The following is a 16331-nucleotide window of genomic DNA, read 5'->3' as shown; positions in this document are numbered from 1 at the left end:
GGGTCATTGTCTGAAAGAGCGTAAACTTTTGAGAGGTTGTAATTTATTGCCATTATTTAATATGTAATCTTAGTACTTTTTTGTTTTCTATAAATCCTTCAAGGATATCGTTTGGTGTCACTTTGGCTACGCCTTCGGGTGTGCCTGTGAAAATTATGTCGCCTTTTTTGAGTGTAAAGAACTGCGAAATGTGTGAAATTATTTCGTCAATTTTCCACAACATATGACTTGTATTACCGGTTTGAACGGTTATTCCGTTTTTTTGCAACTCAAAAGTAATATTTTCTGTTGAAATAAAATTATTTTTCGGTTGAAAGTCACCTATTATCGCTGAACCGTCAAAAGCTTTTGCTTTTTCCCACGGTAATCCTTTCTCTTTCAGTTTGTTCTGAACATCTCTGGCAGTAAAATCAATACCCAAACCTATTTCATCATAATATTTATGAGCAAACTTGGTATCTATATATTTTCCGACTTTTGAGATTTTTACCAGAATTTCCACTTCGTGATGCACGTCATTACTGAACTCCGGAATGGTAAAAGGAGTTTTCTTTGGCAAAACAGCAGTGTCGGGTTTCATAAAAATCACTGGTTCGTCCGGACGCTCATTATTGAGTTCGGCAATGTGATTTACATAATTTCTTCCGATGCAGATAATCTTCATTTTCTAAAGTAATTAGTGATTAGTAATTAGTGATTAGCAAAAGACTTATTACTATTCACTAATTACTAATCACTATTTGGTGTTCAACTTTCTTAATTTGATGGCGGTCAAAACTTTCTTGGTATATAATGGAAATTCCGCGTTTTGTATCCAGCCAAAATAACCTGGTTCTTTATCCAAAACCTCATCAACCAATACGCCTTTGTGTTTTCCGAAAGTAAAAATCTCCTGCCCTTCAGCATTCAATGCAATAAAACCTGCAAAATCTACTGATTTTTTTCTGGTAGTAAATTCAGAAAGCGTTTTCATATCATTTTCTAAATCTTCGTATCTGTCTAATTGTGCTTTCAGAATTTCATAAGTTGCCATCGTATCGGCTTCAGCGCTATGTGCGTTTTCCAGACTTTGATTGCAATAAAATTTGTAAGCAGCGCTCAATGTTCTTTCTTCCTTTTTGTGGAAAATAGTCTGCACATCAACCGAAACCCTGTTTTTCATATCAAAGTCGACTTCAGCACGCAATAATTCTTCTGCCAAAAGCGGAATATCAAATCGGTCTGAATTAAATCCTGCCAAATCTGAATCTTTAATCATCGTATGTACCTGAGAAGCCAGTTCTTTGAATGTTGGTTCGTTGGCTACTTTTTCATTGGTAATGCCATGAACGGCTGTCGACTGTGGTGGAATTGGAATTGTGGGATTCACTAACCAGGTTTTGCTTTCTTTGTTTCCGTTGGGAAATACTTTAAATATGGAGATTTCCACAATCCTGTCTTTGGCAACTTCAATACCTGTGGTTTCCAAATCAAAAAAACAAATAGGACGCGTGAGTTTTAATTCCATTTTAAAAAGTTAGTCGACAAATATAAAATTTTGAAGCTACCGTTGGTCGATTATTTTAATTTTTTACTTTAAAAATTACCTATTTTAAAAAACTAACTGAATTGCAATAGGATACCAACAAAACTATTTTGTATCACCAAATCTATTGATAATAAAATCCATTTTTTTGTTAAGATCGTCAAACAAATGATTGGGTGCTTTGATTGTGATTTCGAAATTGTTTTCGAAATTTTCTCTATTTGGATTTGCCTGTAAACTTGCATTTTGCAAATCTTCCAATAAAAAATCGGTGGAAACATCAAGTGCACTTGCCAATTTTCTGATAAACTCGTGCCTGATACTTTTTCCCTGCTCCCAGTTTCCGATAGTGACTTGACTAACGCCTACAAGGTGAGCCAATTCTTCCTGAGACAATCTTTTCTTCTCTCTGAATTGGCGGATTTTGGTTCCGGTTGTCATTGGTTAGTATTTAAAAATTGGTTAGAGTTATTCGTGTCAACATCAGAAACACTTATAGTAATAACGTGATATTTAAAAGTTTATTGTGTGATTAGTTGTGTTATTATTTTTTTATTTAACATTTTACTTTTGAAGTTTAAAAGATTCATTATGGATTTTAAAAGTTCTCCTTTAGGATTTTTTAATCATGAGTTGCAACTTTACACTTTAATTCTAAAACAAATATCTTCTATGGAAAGCTTTACTTAATCTCAAAACTTTTTTATCATGAAACCAATCTCAAAAAGTAAAGCTAATGCGAAATTCAAATCTGTAGTGATGTTATTGTTGTTGTGTCCGATGTTGACATTCTCACAATCTGACACTGTTAACCTCATCAGAGGCGGCGAACTCCTGTTTGGAGGGTTAATTTCAATTTTCAAATCGTCCAAACCTAAAGATGTAAATGCCACAATTGTGGAAAGCGTCTGCATCAAAAACAAGCTCGCAGGCAAAATCACCTTTATCATCACACGCCAAACCGAAGACGGCGACGAAATCAGAAAAGAACTGGTGATTCAAAAAGGCGGCAAAGAATATTTCTATGAATTGCCAAAAGGTGTCTATACTTATGAAGTGCTTCTGGCTAATGAGGAAATCTTTAAAAAAGGAGAATACCGATTTGCCGATAAGTCGACGCTGATTGTCGATGGTGATATAATAAAAAACCCTGACGAGTAGTCAGGGTTTTTATATTAATATTCTCTGTTTACATCAAATGCTTCAAGATAATCAGCTACTCGTTTTACAAAGCTTCCTCCTAATGCGCCATCTACAACTCTGTGGTCGTATGAGTGCGATAAGAACATCTTTTGACGGATTCCGATAAAATCGCCTTCCGGAGTTTCGATAACAGCAGGCACTTTTCTAATTGCTCCTAAAGCTAAGATTCCAACTTGTGGCTGGTTGATAATTGGTGTTCCAAATACAGAACCAAAAGTTCCAACATTTGTTACAGTATATGTTCCGCCCTGTGTATCGTCCGGTTTTAGTTTTCCTGCTTTTGCACGGTTTCCTAAATCGTTTACGGCTTTTGCCATTCCGACTAAATTCAATTGATCCGCATTTTTAATTACAGGAACAATTAAGTTTCCATTTGGTAAGGCTGCTGCCATTCCAAGATTTATATTTTTACGTTTGATGATATAATCGCCATCAACAGAAATGTTCATTCCAGGGAAATCTTTCAATGCTTTCGCAACGGCTTCCATCATGATTGGAGTGAAAGTTAGTTTTTCACCTTCGCGTTTCTCGAAAGCTGCTTTAACTTTATCTCTCCATTTTACAATGTTAGTTACATCAACTTCGATAAAAGACTGAACGTGTGCTGAAGTTTGCAACGAAGCGACCATATAACCTGAAATCAACTTACGCATTCTGTCCATTTCAATAATCTCGTCACCGCCATTTACCGAAACTGTTACAGCTTGTGTTGATGGTTGTTGGTTGTTAGTTGCGGGTTGTGAAACTTTTACTTCCTGACTTGTGGCTTTTGGCTCTTGCCTGTTGGCTATGTATTTTAAAATATCTTCTTTGGTTACTCTGCCATCTTTTCCAGAACCGGCAATGGATTCCAATTCAGCTAGAGAAATTCCTTCTGCAGTGGCAATGTTTTTTACTAAAGGCGAATAGAATTTATCTGAAGATTTGAAGTCGGCTGGTGCAACTGAAGCCTGAGCTCCCGAAGCTTCGGGATTAACGGTTTTGGCAACTTCCGCAACTGGTGCTGGTGCAGTTTCTGCAACGTGTGCTGGTGCAGCATTTCCGCCTTCAGTTTCAATAATAGCAATGGTTTGCCCCACTTTTACCACATCGTTTACCTGAAATAAAATTTCGGTTAAAGTTCCTGAAACTTCACTTGGCACTTCGCTATCAACCTTATCGGTAGCGATTTCCAGAACAGCTTCATCGGCATCAATTTTTTCGCCTACGTTTTTTAACCAATTTGTAATGGTTGCTTCCGCAACGCTTTCACCCATTTTAGGTAATTTCAATTCAAACTTTGCCATATATGTAAACTAAAATTGTGTTTTTCAATTTCGTTGCAAAAGTACTAAATCTTTGGGTTAGCCACGAATGCACGAATGTTTTTTTTATTCTAAAATTCACTGCGACTGTAAACTGTGACTGAACACTACTATTTCGCCTCTATCGTTACTGCTGTTGCTTCCAATAATAAAATTGCTTTGCATTGGTAACAGTTTAAAAGTAAACGACTTGTTTTTGTTTGTTTCGAAAAAAGATATCGCGTCGGCAAAACTCAGATAATTTGTATCCAAAATTACCTCCGTATTTTTCTTCTCCGAAAACGTTTGCGAAAATACTATTTTTCCGTTTTCTAAAATCGTTCTTTCGGTATTTTTTTGAAGTTTGGCTTCTAATTTTTCTCTTGTAGTTTCATTATCAGAAACTAAGACGAAGCAACTTGGTGAAACTTTTGCTTTGGGTTTTCCCTGAAACATTTTAACAAATGAAAAAAAGACAATTCCCATTTTCATAAACATAGAAAAGAAAACCGAAACTTTGAAATGCTTTTTATAAAAGAAATTCATCGCTTCCTGAAAACGTTTCATATACGTTCCGTCTTTCACTGTGCTTTCACCTTTGTAGTGAATAACAGTTGTTTCATGGAAATAATAATTCTGTTTTTGCAACAACAAAGCCCTGTACGACAAATCAATATCGTCAGCATACATAAAACAGTTTTCGTCAAAACCTTCTAACTGATTATATAATTCGCGTTTCATTACCATAAAAGCACCAACAAGAATATCGACTTTCCCGGTTTGGTTTTCATCTAAATGCTGGGCATAATATTTATTAAACAAAGATGATTTCGGAAAGAGTTTATACAATCCGAAAATCTTAGTAAAAGCTACGTTTGGTGTTGGAATTCCACGTTTGCTTTCCGGAAGAAAGTTTCCTGTTCCGTCAATGAGTTTGCAGCCTACAATTCCTAAATCGGATTTGCTTTTGGCGAAAGCCAGCACTTTCTCAAAAGTATCCTCCGCAACAACGGTATCAGGATTTAAGATACAAATGTATTCGCCTTTGGCTTCTTTAACCGCAATATTATTCCCTTTTGGAAAACCTGAGTTTTCTTTGTTCTCGATAAGTTTTATGTTTGGGAAACACTGTTTCATAATCGCGCAGCTATCATCAGAAGAATTATTATCGATGACAATAATTTCGGCGTCCAGATTCTGAATGGCTTTTTGCACACTCAAAACACAAAGCTCCAAAAAGTAGCGCACATTATAATTAAGGATGATAACCGATAGTTGCATTTGACAAATATAATTATAATTCTTGCTTTTAAAAAAGGTAAAAGAATGATAATGCAAAAGTGAAAACTGTAGCGAATGCCAACAAAAAATCTAACTTAGTATTAGAATAGAAAAGACTAAGTATTGATATTACAAATGCAAATAAATAGATAATTTTATTTATTGGATAGTGCAAAAAACACACATCTTCTACATATAACACATTAAGTTTTTTAATGGAGATAGCCTTTGTTGTACTGAAAAAATAAGTTTTCACAAGGTTGAAATCATCATTTTTTTTAAACTCAGATTCAAACTCTGGAATTTTAGTAATAAAATAGCTGTTGCCATTTATGCAATTAACATAATTATTTATTCCAAAAGAGTTATCATTTATACGACGTGACAAGACAACATCCGTTTCAAAAGAATCAAATTTTTCAGCCTCTTTATGTTCAATCGGAAAATAGAAATCGATAAAAACGCAAGCAATTATCAAAACATTAAATATGGCTAATAATTTGAATTTACCGAGTGTTTTAAAGTTCATCTGTAGTTTTACGATTAATCAAAAATAGCAATAATTTATCTGTTAATATTACTGAAAATATAAAGATTGCTTCATTGGCTGTAATGACCTACTTTTGCAAAAAATTGTTCCCCGTGAATTACCTTTCAGTAGAAAATATATCAAAATCCTTTGGCGAAAGAACTTTGTTCAAAGACATTTCTTTTGGCATCAACAAAGACCAAAAAATCGCTTTTATTGCCAAAAATGGTTCGGGAAAAACCCAAATCATGAAGATGATTAATGGTGATGAAGAACCTGATACGGGTCAGATTGTGATTCGAAAAGGAATTAAAATGGCTTTTCTTTCGCAGAGCAACGAGCTTCAGGAAGAATTGACTATTGAGGAAAGTATTTTCGCTTCCGATAACGATATCCTGCACATAATCGAACGTTATGAAAAAGCGCTTGAAAATCCTGAAGATGAAGAAAAATACCAATTGGCTTTTGACGAAATGGATAGCCATAATGCCTGGGATTTTGAAACACAATTCAAGCAGATTCTATCAAAACTGAAACTCGACGATTTAAAACTAAAAGTAAAATCGCTTTCGGGTGGACAAAAGAAACGTTTGTCATTGGCTATCATTTTGATTAACCGTCCTGATTTATTGATTTTGGATGAACCTACGAATCACCTGGATTTGGAGATGATTGAATGGCTTGAAAGTTATTTTGCCAAGGAAAATATTACGTTGTTTATGGTAACACACGACCGTTTCTTTTTGGAGCGTGTTTGCAACGAAATCATCGAATTAGACAACGGAAAATTATACAATTACAAAGGCAATTACTCTTATTATCTGCAAAAGAAAGAAGAGCGAATTGCGATGGAAAACTCTACGATTGACAAAGCGCAAAACCTTTTCACAAAAGAATTAGCCTGGATGCGTCGTCAGCCAAAAGCGAGAACAACCAAATCGAAATCGCGTCAGGATGATTTTTACCAAATAAAGGCTGTTGCCGAAAGCCGCCGAAAAGAGAATGTTGTTGAGCTTGAAATCAATATGGAACGTATGGGCAGCAAGATTATTGAGCTGCATAAATTGTATAAAAAATTCAAAGACCGCGTTATCCTTGAGAACTTTACTTATGATTTTCAACGTGGTGAACGTATTGGAATCATTGGTAAAAACGGAACAGGAAAATCTACGTTCTTAAATATCCTAACCAAAACTATGGTTCCGGATGCCGGTAAAGTCGTAATTGGCGATACGATTAAAGTTGGTTATTATACACAAAGCGGTATCAATCCAAAACCGGGACAAAAAGTAATCGACATTATTAAAGAATATGGCGAATATATTCCGTTGACGAAAGGAAAAATCATTTCGGCTTCGCAGTTATTGGAACGTTTCTTATTTGATGCCAAAAAACAATATGATTTTGTAGAAAAACTGAGCGGTGGCGAATTGAAACGATTGTATTTATGTACGGTTTTGATTCAGAATCCAAACTTCCTAATTCTGGATGAGCCTACGAATGACCTGGATATTGTAACTTTGAACGTATTGGAAAGTTTCCTTTTGGATTATCCGGGATGTTTATTGGTTGTTTCGCACGATAGATACTTTATGGACAAAATTGTGGATCACTTATTCATTTTCAGAGGCGAAGGGCAAATTGAAGATTTCCCGGGAAATTATTCTGATTTCAGAGCGTATGAAGATTCGGCTGAGCCAAAAAACTTATCAAGTGTAAGCACAGAAAAAGTCAATTGGAAACAAAACAACAATGCTTCTGCAGGTTTGAATTTCAATGAACAAAAGGAATTCAACAAAATCGAAAGAGAAATCAAAGATTTGGAATATGAGAAAAAGCAAATCGAAAACCTATTCTCAGAAGGGAAAGTTGCTGATGCTGATATTACGGCAAAAGCCAAAGAACTAGAAGTCATCATTAAAAAAATGGAAGAAAAAGAAGAGCGTTGGTTTGAACTTTCTTCAAAAATGGAATAATAAAAGTGACTAGTGATGAGTAATTAGTGATTAGCTTTTTGATGCTTTGCTAATTACCAATCACTATTTACTAATTACTAAAAATGCTGCACTTAATAAAATCATATCTAAACTTCCTTTGGAAATCCAAAAATGAACACGGAGTACATTCTCCGTTTGTGTTTAATTTGGTTACCAAATGTTTTTATGACAAGAAAAAATATGCTGAATATTCGATTCTGAAAAACTACAGAAATTCTCTTTTAGCAAATAAAAATACCATTGAAGTCACCGATTTTGGTGTCGGTTCACGAGTGTTCAAAAACAATACACGGGCTATAAATCAAATTGCCAAGAACGCCGGAATTTCGGCAAAAAGAGCCGAATTACTTTTCAGAATTACCAATTATTTCCAACCAAATAATATCCTAGAAATTGGAACTTCATTAGGATTGGCGACTTCTGCCCTATCATTAGGAAATCCAAAAGCAAAAATCACAACACTGGAAGGTTGTTCAGAAACAAGTTTGGTTGCGAAAAAGCAGTTTGAAGATTTTAATTTGGACAATATAAATCCAGTTGTAGTTGAGTTTTCAGAATATTTAAAAAGCTATCAGCTGTCAGCTGTTAGCTATCAGCTAATTTACTTTGACGGCAATCATTCCAAACAAGCAACATTGGAGTATTTTGAATTGCTTTTACCAACAATTACGAACGAAAGCATTTGGATTTTTGACGATATTCATTGGTCAGCCGAAATGGAAGAAGCTTGGGAAATCATTCATAATCATCCAAAAGTTACAGTAACCATTGACACGTTTCAATGGGGAATTGTTTTCTTTAGAGAAAAACAGTTGAAGGAGCACTTTGTAATTCGGTTCTAATTCTTTGAGAATTTTTGATTGAATACTTTATCAGTAGAATTAATCGTAATGATATAATTTCCGATTGCTAAATCCTGCACATTAATTTCGTTGAAATTTCCTGTTTGTTCCTTTATAATTTTTCCGTTCATATCAACTATTCGAAGCTTCTGAATATCTGTAATTTCAGAAAATTGAATATACAAAACTGAATTGACTGGGTTAGGATAAATTGTTGCTGATACCGTTGGTGGCAGCTGTGTATTTAGAGAATTGCATTCGATAGATATTGGAGTAAGGGAAAAAAGACCAGGAGCACCTTCACCATTTCCCAATTGTCCATAAAAGTTATCTCCCCAAGTTGAAAAAAAATCATCCGTTTTCAAAGCCACCGTATGGTATTCTCCTGTATCGGCAAATTTCCAATTGGTTGTAGTTCCGATTTGAGTAAAAACATGTCTTTCTTGTGAAGTTCCATCACCCAACAGACCGTGATAATTTCCGCCACATGTCCACAAAGTGCCATTCAATTTTATGCCAATAGAATTGTATTTCCCAACGCCGATAACCCTCCAATCTTTATCTGTACCAACTTGTGTCAAACTATATTTAGGATCTGTTGTATTATCTCCTAATCTGCCATCTGAATTTAACCCTGTTGTCCATATAGAGCCATCACTTTTCAAAGCAATTGTATGGTATTCACCTGCTAGTATATTTAGCCAATTCCCTCCAATCCCGACTTGAATTGGTATATGCGAATTGGTATTACTTCCGTTCCCGAATTGCCCATAATAATTGTAGCCCCATACCCATATAGTCCCGTCTGTTTTTAAAGCCACAGTATGTGTTGGACCGGCAGCGACTTTAGACCAATTGAAAGCGGTTCCAATTTGAGTAGGAACGTTTCTATTTGTTAGTGTTCCATCGCCTAATTGTCCATATTGGTAATTAGAACCCCAACCCCAAAGAGTTCCATCAGTTTTAATAGCCATAGTTGACCAATACGTGGCAGATATTTCTCTCCAATCAGTATCGATTCCTATCTGTGTGGGTACAATTTTATCTACATTGGTTCCGTCACCAAGTTCTCCATAAAAATTATAGCCCCATCCCCATAAAGTTCCGTCATTTTTCAAAGCGATTGAATGTGATGCACCAGTTGAAACTATTTTCCAGTCCGTAGCTGTCCCGATCTGCGTTGGAACATTTCTGTCAATTGTAGTTCCGTCACCTACCATCCCATGAAAATTTGCTCCCCAAGCCCAAAGTGTCCCATCCTGTTTTATGGTGATTGTAGTATAAATACCTGCTGAAACTGATTTCCAACATTGGGAATAACTTTGAAAAGTTATGTTGATTAAGAATAAAAACAAAGCTGCTTTTTTCATATTTAGTAATTTAAGCTAAAAAATCTTATAATAAAGATAACGCAGAAAAAAGAAACTTAGTATAAAACTTATTAAAAAAAAGAAATGGTGACCATCCCTGATCACCATTTCTCATCAAAAACCAACTTTATTTTTTATTTCTTTATTCAGCTTTATCTTTAGCGTCATCATTTTCTCTTGCTTTGGCACCAATTCTGTTTACTTTAAACATAGGTGCAAATCTAAATTTGATTGAGGCAATTTTATTATTGTCTTCAGAAGATAATCCTTCTTTTTCAACCGTATTTTTTCTGGCATCCAATGCTTCATAAATCAATTTTACTTCATCATAATCCTCTCTGGAGAAATCACCTTTGTTTTTCTCGTATGAATCTAAGAAGTCTTGATACACTTTTAAAATATTGTCTTTATTTACCCATGAGAAATTCATGTCTTCACCAACTTTTCCTTCACCAAAGAATCTGTCTCTCAATAATTGGTTTGGAGTTACAACTTTAGGTTGTGCTGCTTCAACTTCAGCCATATATTTTGCTTTTAAAGCTTCATATTTTGCTTTGCTGACAGCTAATTTTTCTCTTAGCTCTTCATTGTCTGTGGCAGAATTATCAGCAACGGTAACTCTAGCTTGATATTCAGCATCAATAGCTTCCCAATTTGCTTTGGCATCATCTGCCGGAACGTTTCCAACTGAGTCAACATAAGTTACATAAGTATTGACTGATTTTTCGGCTTCAGCCTGCTTCTCATCTTTACAAGATGTGAAAGCTAAGGCTGCAAATGCCAGGATTCCGATTGTAAATACATTTTTTTTCATGATATAGTTTAAATTAATTAGTTACTATGTTATTGTTAATTTGTTCGTTGTAAAATTACTTTTGTTTCAATTTAATTTTGTTACACCATTTCACGAAGGTTTTACAGAATTGCAACATTAATAGTTGTAACAATTTAAAGATTGTGCCTACTCATAGCTGTAATTAAAATTTTAAACTATGGAAACTCAGGACTTTTCAAAATCAAAAGCTGCCAAGATTTTATTGGTGTTTATTGTTGTGCTTGGTGCTATTTCATTAGCAAAATTCGGCTACATATTTGGACAATGGTTACATCAGGTTATCAACTAATTTTTTCTTACTTTTACCCAATCGAGACCTTTAGGTCGAACAGTGCAACGCAAAACTCAGTATTCAAAAAATGGCAAATCCATTAATCAACATCAAAAAATTAAAACGTGATTTCCAACTCGGAAATGAAACCATAAACGTTTTAAAAGGTATCGATCTACAAATCAACAAAGGAGAATATGTCGCTTTAATGGGACCATCAGGTTCCGGAAAATCTACTTTAATGAACCTTTTGGGTTGTTTGGACACGCCAACATCGGGAACCTATATATTAAATGGAAATGATGTCAGCAAAATGCATGATGACGATTTAGCCGAAATCAGAAATAAAGAAATTGGTTTTGTTTTTCAAACCTTTAATCTTTTGCCACGAACAACTGCGCTTGATAATGTGGCTTTACCAATGATTTATGCCGGTTATTCCAAATCTGAAAGAAACGAACGCGCCTCAGAAGTACTGACTCAGGTAAATCTTTCCGACAGAATGGATCATCAGCCCAACCAACTTTCGGGTGGACAACGCCAACGTGTTGCAATTGCCAGAGCTTTGGTCAACAAGCCTTCAATCATCCTTGCCGATGAACCTACCGGAAATCTCGACAGTAAAACTTCGGTAGAAATCATGAATCTTTTCAATGATATTCATAAAAACGGAAATACTGTCATCGTTGTTACCCACGAAGAAGATATCGCCAAATATGCTCACCGTGTCATTCGTCTTAAAGACGGAATGATAGAAAGTGACACTCCAAATCCTGGGCATTTATAGGAGCGAATGGTTCGGGTTTTATCAGCAATCCATATTCCCGCTGTCCGTTCTATCTCGTCCCAAAAGACGAGATGCCGCTGCAATCGGGGCTAGTGAATAATCCATTTGATTTTTTGCTACCTTTGAAAATCAAATAGAATTATGAATTCCTAATTCCTAATTCCTAATTCCTAATTCAAAAATGAAAGTCTATACCAAAACCGGCGATAAAGGAACCACAGCACTTTTTGGCGGAACACGTGTCCCAAAAGACCATGACCGAATTGAAAGCTACGGCACTGTTGATGAACTAAACTCTTACATTGGGTTAATTCGCGATCAGGAAATGAAGCAGCATTACAAAGACATTCTTATCGAAATCCAGGATAGATTGTTTACGGTTGGCGCAATACTTGCAACTCCACCTGAAAAAGAAGTGCTTAAAAACGGAGAAAAACGCCTTCAAAACCTTGGCATTGTTGAAAGCGATATCGAGCTTCTTGAAAAAGAAATCGATGCAATGGAAGATTCTTTACCACAAATGACACATTTCGTTTTACCAGGCGGCCACACCACTGTGTCATATTGTCACATTGCGCGCTGTGTTTGCCGTAGAGCCGAGCGTTTAGCGGTGCATTTAAGTCACAACGAACCTGTTGCTGACATCGCAATCAAATACCTAAACCGACTTTCTGACTACCTTTTTGTCTTGGCACGGAAGTTGTCCAAAGACCTGCACGCTGACGAAGTGCAATGGATACCTAGGAAATAGTGTTCAGTCACAATATTCAGTTACCAGTTTCTGTCGACTGCGACTGTAAACTGAATACTAAAAAAAGACGTTCTTAAACATATTTAAAAATAAATCAAAAAAAACTTGCCTTTTTGAGTAATAAATTTATTTTTGCATTAAATTAAAATCGATAGAAGATGTATTGGACATTAGAATTAGCATCGTATTTAAGTGATGCACCTTGGCCAGCAACCAAAGATGAACTTATAGATTACGCCATCAGAACTGGTGCGCCTCTTGAAGTAGTTGAGAATTTACAATCTATAGAAGACGAAGGTGAAATCTACGAATCTATGGAAGAAATTTGGCCAGATTATCCAACCGACGAAGATTATCTTTGGAACGAGGATGAATATTAAAAAATAAAAAATCACAACAGAGAAAAGTCCATTGAGGGCTTTTTTTTTGTTTAAATTTGCAGACCTTAATCGGTTGTCTGTTTTCTGTTTTTAAAAGTTAAAAAGTGATTTTTTAATATGCTAAAATAATTAAAATGTTTTTTTACTAACGACCAAAACCGATAACTGAAAAACGGATAACATTAAAATATAAATACCAACCCAATTATGAGTTTCATAAATAGCATTATCAAAGCTTTTGTAGGCGACAAATCTCAAAAAGATGTCAAAGCTACACAACCTTACATAACCAAAATAAAAGCTTTAGAACCTTTATTAGCCTCACTTTCTCATGACGAGTTAAGAGCTAAGACAGTTGAATTCAAAGAAAAAATAAAACAAGCTCGTGCTAAACAGGATGCCGATATCGAAGCCAAAAAGCAAGAAGCGGAAAACACTGCTGATATTGATTTAAGAGAAGATATCTACAATGCTATTGATGCTTTAGAAAAAGAAGCTTACGAAATTTCAGAAAAAGTATTGATGGAAATCCTTCCGGATGCTTTTGCAGTAATCAAAGAAACGGCTAAACGTTTCAAAGAAAATGCTACAATTACCGTTACTTCAACCGAGAAAGACAGAGAGCTTTCGGCCGCAAAATCTTATATTACTCTTGTTGGTGACCAAACCAATTGGTCAAACCAATGGAACGCTGCCGGAAAAGAAATTACCTGGGATATGATTCACTACGACGTTCAGTTGATTGGTGGAATCGTATTGCACGAAGGTAAAATTTCTGAAATGCAAACGGGTGAAGGAAAAACATTGGTGGCCACACTTCCACTCTATTTGAATGCTTTGACCGGAAACGGTGTTCACTTAGTAACCGTGAATGATTATTTAGCAAAACGTGACAGCACCTGGAAAGCGCCATTATTTGAATTCCACGGAATAACAGTTGATTGTATTGACAATCACTCGCCAAACTCTGATGCGCGTAGAAAAGCATACGAAGCAGATATTACGTATGGTACGAATAACGAATTTGGTTTTGATTACTTACGTGATAATATGGCGCATTCGCCGGAAGATTTGGTACAAAGAAAACACAACTATGCGATTGTCGATGAGGTCGATTCCGTATTGATTGATGATGCACGTACGCCGTTGATTATTTCCGGGCCGGTTCCAGATGGTGATCGTCACGAGTTCAACGAATTGAAACCTAAAATCGAAAACCTTTATAATTTACAACGTCAGTTGGCAAATGGATTTCTGACTGAAGCCAAACGTTTCTTCAAAGAAGGAAACATGAAAGACGCCGGTTTCCAATTATTGAGAGCGTACAGAGCGTTGCCAAAAAACAAAGCACTTATCAAATTCTTAAGTGAAGAAGGCGTAAAAGCATTACTTCAAAAAACAGAAAACGAATACATGGCCGACAATAACCGCAAAATGCCGGAAGTTGATGAAGCAATGTATTTTGTAATCGAAGAGAAAAATAATCAGGTGGAACTTTCAGATAGCGGAATCAAATTCCTTTCTCAGGATACTGATGATACATTTTTTGTTCTTCCGGATATTGGAACTGAAATCGCCAACATCGAGAAACAAAACCTTGAAAAAGATAAAGAAGCCGAAGCCAAAGAAAAATTATTCCAGGATTTCGGAATCAAATCGGAAAGAATCCACACACTTACACAGTTATTAAAAGCATATACGCTGTTTGAAAAAGATGTAGAATACGTAATCATGGACAACAAGATTTTGATTGTCGATGAACAAACAGGTCGTATCATGGATGGCCGTCGTTATTCTGACGGATTGCATCAGGCGATTGAAGCCAAAGAACAAGTTACGATTGAAGCTGCAACACAAACTTTTGCTACGATTACATTACAGAATTACTTCCGTATGTACAGCAAATTGGCTGGTATGACAGGAACAGCGGTAACTGAAGCAGGCGAACTTTGGGAAATCTACAAATTAGATGTTGTTGAGATTCCAACGAATCGTGGAATGTCTCGTCATGATAAAGAGGATTTGATTTACCGTTCGGTTCGTGAAAAATTCAATGCTGTTATCGAAGATGTAACCCAATTATCTCAAGCCGGAAGACCAGTTTTGATTGGAACAACATCTGTAGAGATTTCAGAATTATTAAGCCGAATGCTTAAAATACGTGGTGTGAACCACAATGTATTGAATGCAAAAATGCACAAGCAGGAAGCACAAATTGTTGAAGAAGCCGGTAAACCTGGTGTTGTAACAATTGCAACCAATATGGCTGGTCGTGGAACCGATATCAAGCTTACGCCGGAAGTAAAAGCTGCAGGTGGTTTGGCAATTATTGGTACCGAACGTCACGATTCGCGTCGTGTTGACCGTCAGTTGCGTGGTCGTGCAGGTCGTCAGGGTGATCCGGGAAGTTCACAGTTCTATGTGTCTTTGGAAGATAACCTAATGCGTTTATTCGGTTCAGACAGAGTAGCCAAAATCATGGACAGAATGGGATTGAAAGAAGGTGAAGTTATCCAACATTCAATGATGACCAAATCTATCGAGCGTGCTCAGAAAAAAGTCGAAGAAAACAACTTTGGTACACGTAAGCGTTTGCTTGAATATGATGATGTAATGAATGCGCAACGTGAAGTGGTTTACAAACGTCGTCGTCACGCATTGCACGGAGAACGTCTGAAACTGGACATCGCCAATATGATGTATGACACCTGCGAGTTAATCGTAGATGAAAATAAAGGAAGAAACGATTTCAAAAACTTCGAATTTGAATTGATCCGTTACTTCTCTATAACTTCTCCAATTTCACAAAGTGATTTTGAGAAATTATCTGAAACGGAAATTACAGGTAAAATATACAAAGCTGCTATGGCTTATTATACTGAAAAAACAGAAAGAAGTGCGCGTGAAGCATTGCCTATCATTACAGATGTTTACAAAAAAGAAGGCAACACATTTGAAAGAATCATTGTTCCGTTTTCGGATGGAATCAAGACTTTGAATGTTGTAACCGATTTGAAAAAAGCATACGATACAAATGGTACTCAATTGGTAGCCGACTTTGAAAAAAATATCACACTTGCGATTGTCGATGAAGCCTGGAAAAAACATTTACGCAAAATGGACGAATTGAAACAATCGGTTCAGTTGGCGGTTCATGAGCAAAAAGATCCATTGCTTATCTATAAACTGGAAGCGTTCAACTTATTCAGAAGCATGTTGGATGGTGTGAATAAAGAAGTGATTTCATTCTTGTTCAAAGGCGATTTGCCACAGCAAA

16 protein-coding genes are annotated in these 16331 nt (G+C 36.0%); 8 read left to right on the top strand and 8 right to left on the bottom strand.

The annotated features are described in order from the left end of the window. Nucleotides 1–52 precede the first annotated feature (52 nt). The 3 genes from ABIQ27_RS06115 to ABIQ27_RS06105 form a co-directional block, all read right to left on the bottom strand. Nucleotides 53–664 (bottom strand): fumarylacetoacetate hydrolase family protein, encoded by a 612-nt coding sequence (locus ABIQ27_RS06115; protein WP_348032894.1) that lies wholly within the window; start codon nt 662–664, stop codon nt 53–55. 72 nt (nt 665–736) lie between these two features. Next, nucleotides 737–1507 carry a 3'-5' exonuclease gene (locus ABIQ27_RS06110; RefSeq protein ID WP_348032893.1) on the bottom strand — a complete coding sequence of 257 codons (771 nt, stop codon included), beginning with the start codon at nt 1505–1507 and terminating at the stop codon, nt 737–739. 123 nt (nt 1508–1630) lie between these two features. After that, nucleotides 1631–1966, bottom strand: coding sequence for a helix-turn-helix transcriptional regulator (locus ABIQ27_RS06105; RefSeq protein WP_348032892.1), 336 nt, complete (start codon nt 1964–1966; stop codon nt 1631–1633). A gap of 267 nt (nt 1967–2233) precedes the next feature. Between ABIQ27_RS06105 and ABIQ27_RS06100 the strand changes: the two genes are divergently transcribed. Next, on the top strand, nt 2234–2686 hold the full coding sequence (locus ABIQ27_RS06100; protein ID WP_348032891.1) for a hypothetical protein: 453 nt from the start codon (nt 2234–2236) through the stop codon (nt 2684–2686). A 14-nt stretch (nt 2687–2700) separates the two neighbouring features. Here ABIQ27_RS06100 and ABIQ27_RS06095 read toward each other — a convergent pair whose 3' ends face one another. The 3 genes from ABIQ27_RS06095 to ABIQ27_RS06085 form a co-directional block, all read right to left on the bottom strand. Further along, the gene (locus tag ABIQ27_RS06095; protein WP_348032890.1) at nt 2701–4014 is read right to left on the bottom strand and encodes a dihydrolipoamide acetyltransferase family protein; all 1314 of its coding nucleotides are present in this window, start codon (nt 4012–4014) and stop codon (nt 2701–2703) included. Between the two features lie 96 nt (nt 4015–4110). Further along, a complete protein-coding gene (locus tag ABIQ27_RS06090; RefSeq protein ID WP_348032889.1) occupies nt 4111–5292 on the bottom strand; it encodes a glycosyltransferase family 2 protein in 1182 nt (393 codons plus the stop codon). 28 nt (nt 5293–5320) lie between these two features. After that, complete coding sequence (locus ABIQ27_RS06085; protein WP_348032888.1) at nt 5321–5821, bottom strand: hypothetical protein; 501 nt, start codon at nt 5819–5821, stop codon at nt 5321–5323. Nucleotides 5822–5934: 113 nt separating this feature from the next. On the opposite strand from ABIQ27_RS06085, the gene ABIQ27_RS06080 reads away from it, so the two are divergent. Beyond that, a complete protein-coding gene (locus ABIQ27_RS06080; protein ID WP_348032887.1) occupies nt 5935–7797 on the top strand; it encodes an ABC-F family ATP-binding cassette domain-containing protein in 1863 nt (620 codons plus the stop codon). 83 nt (nt 7798–7880) lie between these two features. Further along, the gene (locus ABIQ27_RS06075) at nt 7881–8660 is read left to right on the top strand and encodes a class I SAM-dependent methyltransferase (RefSeq protein ID WP_348032886.1); all 780 of its coding nucleotides are present in this window, start codon (nt 7881–7883) and stop codon (nt 8658–8660) included. Here ABIQ27_RS06075 and ABIQ27_RS06070 read toward each other — a convergent pair. Both ABIQ27_RS06070 and ABIQ27_RS06065 read right to left on the bottom strand, forming a co-directional pair. Then, complete coding sequence (locus ABIQ27_RS06070; RefSeq protein ID WP_348032885.1) at nt 8657–10030, bottom strand: T9SS type A sorting domain-containing protein; 1374 nt, start codon at nt 10028–10030, stop codon at nt 8657–8659. The genes ABIQ27_RS06075 and ABIQ27_RS06070 overlap by 4 nt on opposite strands. Before the next feature lie 142 nt (nt 10031–10172). After that, the gene (locus tag ABIQ27_RS06065; protein WP_348032884.1) at nt 10173–10844 is read right to left on the bottom strand and encodes a hypothetical protein; all 672 of its coding nucleotides are present in this window, start codon (nt 10842–10844) and stop codon (nt 10173–10175) included. Between the two features lie 178 nt (nt 10845–11022). On the opposite strand from ABIQ27_RS06065, the gene ABIQ27_RS06060 reads away from it, so the two are divergent. The 5 genes from ABIQ27_RS06060 to secA all read left to right on the top strand — a co-directional run. After that, nucleotides 11023–11154: a hypothetical protein gene (locus ABIQ27_RS06060; RefSeq protein ID WP_348032883.1), complete on the top strand. Its 132-nt coding sequence runs from the start codon at nt 11023–11025 to the stop codon at nt 11152–11154. A 70-nt stretch (nt 11155–11224) separates the two neighbouring features. After that, nucleotides 11225–11923 carry an ABC transporter ATP-binding protein gene (locus ABIQ27_RS06055; RefSeq protein WP_348032882.1) on the top strand — a complete coding sequence of 233 codons (699 nt, stop codon included), beginning with the start codon at nt 11225–11227 and terminating at the stop codon, nt 11921–11923. Between the two features lie 181 nt (nt 11924–12104). Next, on the top strand, nt 12105–12674 hold the full coding sequence (locus ABIQ27_RS06050) for a cob(I)yrinic acid a,c-diamide adenosyltransferase (protein WP_348032881.1): 570 nt from the start codon (nt 12105–12107) through the stop codon (nt 12672–12674). 158 nt (nt 12675–12832) lie between these two features. Next, a complete protein-coding gene (locus ABIQ27_RS06045) occupies nt 12833–13054 on the top strand; it encodes a DUF2795 domain-containing protein (protein ID WP_002986941.1) in 222 nt (73 codons plus the stop codon). Between the two features lie 207 nt (nt 13055–13261). Continuing rightward, nucleotides 13262–16331 (top strand): preprotein translocase subunit SecA (gene secA, locus ABIQ27_RS06040; protein ID WP_348032880.1); only part of this gene is annotated, 3070 nt, incomplete at its 3' end.

This window comes from Flavobacterium sp. (genome assembly GCF_039916025.1).
Taxonomy (GTDB): domain Bacteria; phylum Bacteroidota; class Bacteroidia; order Flavobacteriales; family Flavobacteriaceae; genus Flavobacterium.
The sequence above is the reverse complement of the archived record's forward strand: the minus strand, read 5'-3'. Positions and strand labels throughout refer to the sequence as shown.